Origin of the sequence: Pseudoalteromonas luteoviolacea NCIMB 1944 (assembly GCF_001625565.1) — a bacterium.
Taxonomy (GTDB): domain Bacteria; phylum Pseudomonadota; class Gammaproteobacteria; order Enterobacterales; family Alteromonadaceae; genus Pseudoalteromonas; species Pseudoalteromonas luteoviolacea_F.
This window is the reverse complement of the sequence record NZ_AUXS01000063.1, coordinates 1-283: the sequence shown is the minus strand read 5'-3', so window position 1 is coordinate 283 and position 283 is coordinate 1. Positions and strand designations below refer to the sequence as shown.

Sequence of the window (283 nt, the reverse complement as noted above, 5' to 3'; positions counted from 1 at the left end):
TGGTTATACCATCACGCAAACTCCAAGCTCGATTTACCAAACCGGCAATCGTTATCTCGGCACAGGTGCAGGCGTAGTGAGCAATGTCGCCAAAGTCGTGGTGGGCACAGATCCAACCCCTGCGATCCGCTTTACCGAAAAGCCAAAGGCGGGTGAGAAGTCGATTGCTGGTAAGGTGTTCTTTGATGTGGATCAGGACGGTGTGGTCGATTCAAATGATGCGCTGTTAAAAGATATTACAGTCACAATCACGGGCACGGACAAGTTTGGTCAGGCAATAAAT

General features: G+C 49.5%; 1 protein-coding gene. It reads left to right on the top strand.

Annotated elements, in window-relative coordinates; translation table 11 throughout:
* The coding region (locus N483_RS27330; protein WP_196764420.1) for a hypothetical protein at nucleotides 1–283 on the top strand (283 nt) is incomplete at both ends.